Annotated in this window: 1 protein-coding gene; it reads left to right on the plus strand. The window is 44.1% G+C overall.

Annotated elements, in window-relative coordinates:
• Positions 1-2,110: Ig-like domain-containing protein (locus JCM15074_RS23315; RefSeq protein WP_037470145.1), on the plus strand; the 2,110-nt coding region annotated here is incomplete at both ends.

The raw sequence follows: 2,110 nt of genomic DNA on the forward strand, positions 1-2,110 counted from the left end.
ACAACCGAAGCCAAAGGGAAAGTTGCTGTTTCAGGTACGGTGGGTAAAGACGTTAAAGCCGGCGATATCGTTCATTTAACGGTAGATGGCAAAGACTTAGGCACGGCTACCGTTAATGCTGATCTGACTTGGACGGCTCAAGTTGATGGTGCAACTTTAGAGAGTGCAACTAAAGATAGCGTGCATGCGTCGGTAACCACTACAGGTAAGGCCGGTAACTCAGCTACTGCAGAAACCGATCATATCTATAGTATTGATACTAAAATTGATGCTGAAATTACCATTACCAAGATTGCTGAAGACGATGTGATTAATGCAACCGAAGCTAAAGGCCAAGTTGCTATATCAGGTACGGTAGATAAAGACGTTAAAGCGGGTGATATTGTTCATCTGACAGTGGACGGTAATTATCTAGGTAAAGCAACCGTCAATTCAGATCTGACTTGGACGGCTCAAGTTGATGGAGCAACTTTAGCTTCTGCCAGTAAAGATAGCGTTCACGCGTCAGTAACCACTACAGATAAGGCCGGTAACTCAGCCACTGCAGAAACCGATCATATCTATAGTATTGATACTAAAATTGATGCTGAAATTACCATTATCAAGATTGCTGAAGATGATGTGATTAATGCAACCGAAGCTAAAGGTCAAGTTGCTGTTTCAGGTACCGTTGGCGCTGATGTTAAAGCGGGCGATATTGTTCACCTGACCGTAGATGGTAAAGTTCTGGGCACAGCAACGGTTAAGGCTGATCTGACTTGGTCGACACTAGTTGATGGTGCGACCTTAGAAAATGCAACTAAAGATAGCGTGCATGCGTCGGTAACTACGACAGATAAAGCGGGTAACTCAGCTACTGCAGAAACCGATCATATCTATAATATTGATACTGAAATCGCTGCAGCTATCACGATTACCAATATCGCTGATGATGACGTCATCAATGCAACCGAAGCCAAAGGGAAAGTTGCTGTTTCAGGTACGGTTGGCGCTGATGTAAAAGCGGGTGATATTGTTCATCTGACAGTGGACGGTAATTATCTAGGTAAAGCAACCGTCAATTCAGATCTGACTTGGTCGACACTAGTTGATGGTGCGACCTTAGAAAATGCAGCTAAAGATAGCGTGCACGCGTCAGTAACCACCATTGATAAAGCGGGTAACTCAGCTACTGCGCAAACCGATCATCTTTATTCAATTGATACCCAAATCGCTGCCACTATTACCATTACTAATATAGCTGACGATGATGTGATTAACGCTGCGGAAGCAAAAGATAAAGTCACCGTTTCAGGTACGGTAGATAAAGACGTTAAAGCCGGAGATATCGTTCATTTAACGGTAGATGGCAAAGACTTAGGTACGGCCACCGTTAAGGCTGATCTGACTTGGTCGACCCAAGTTGATGGAGCTACTTTAGCTTCTGCCAGCAAAGATAGCGTGCACGCATCAGTAACTACGACAGATAAGGCCGGTAACTCTGCGACTGCTGAAACTAATCATGCCTATAGTATTGATACTGACATCAATGCCGCTATAACCATTACCAATATCGCTGATGATGATGTCATCAATGCAACCGAAGCCAAAGGGAAAGTTGCTGTTTCAGGTACGGTAGATAAAGACGTTAAAGCGGGCGATATTGTTCACCTGACTGTAGATGGTAAAGTTCTGGGCACAGCTACAGTTAAGGCAGATCTGACTTGGACTGCTCAAGTTGACGGTGCGACCTTAGAAAATGCAACTAAAGATAGTGTTCATGCGTCGGTAACTACGACAGATAAAGCGGGTAACTCTGCGACTGCTGAAACTAATCATGCCTATAGTATTGATACTGACATCAATGCCGCTATAACCATTACCAATATCGCTGATGATGATGTCATCAATGCAACCGAAGCCAAAGGGAAAGTTGCTGTTTCAGGTACGGTAGATAAAGACGTTAAAGCGGGCGATATTGTTCATCTGACAGTGGATGGTAAAGTCTTAGGTACGGCTACAGTTAATGCTGATTTAACTTGGACAGCTCAAGTTGATGGCGCAACTTTGGCATCAGCCAGTAAAGATAGCGTTCACGCGTCAGTAACCACGACAGATAAAGCTGGTAACG

Source organism: Shewanella marina JCM 15074, from assembly GCF_000614975.1.
GTDB lineage: Bacteria > Pseudomonadota > Gammaproteobacteria > Enterobacterales > Shewanellaceae > Shewanella > Shewanella marina.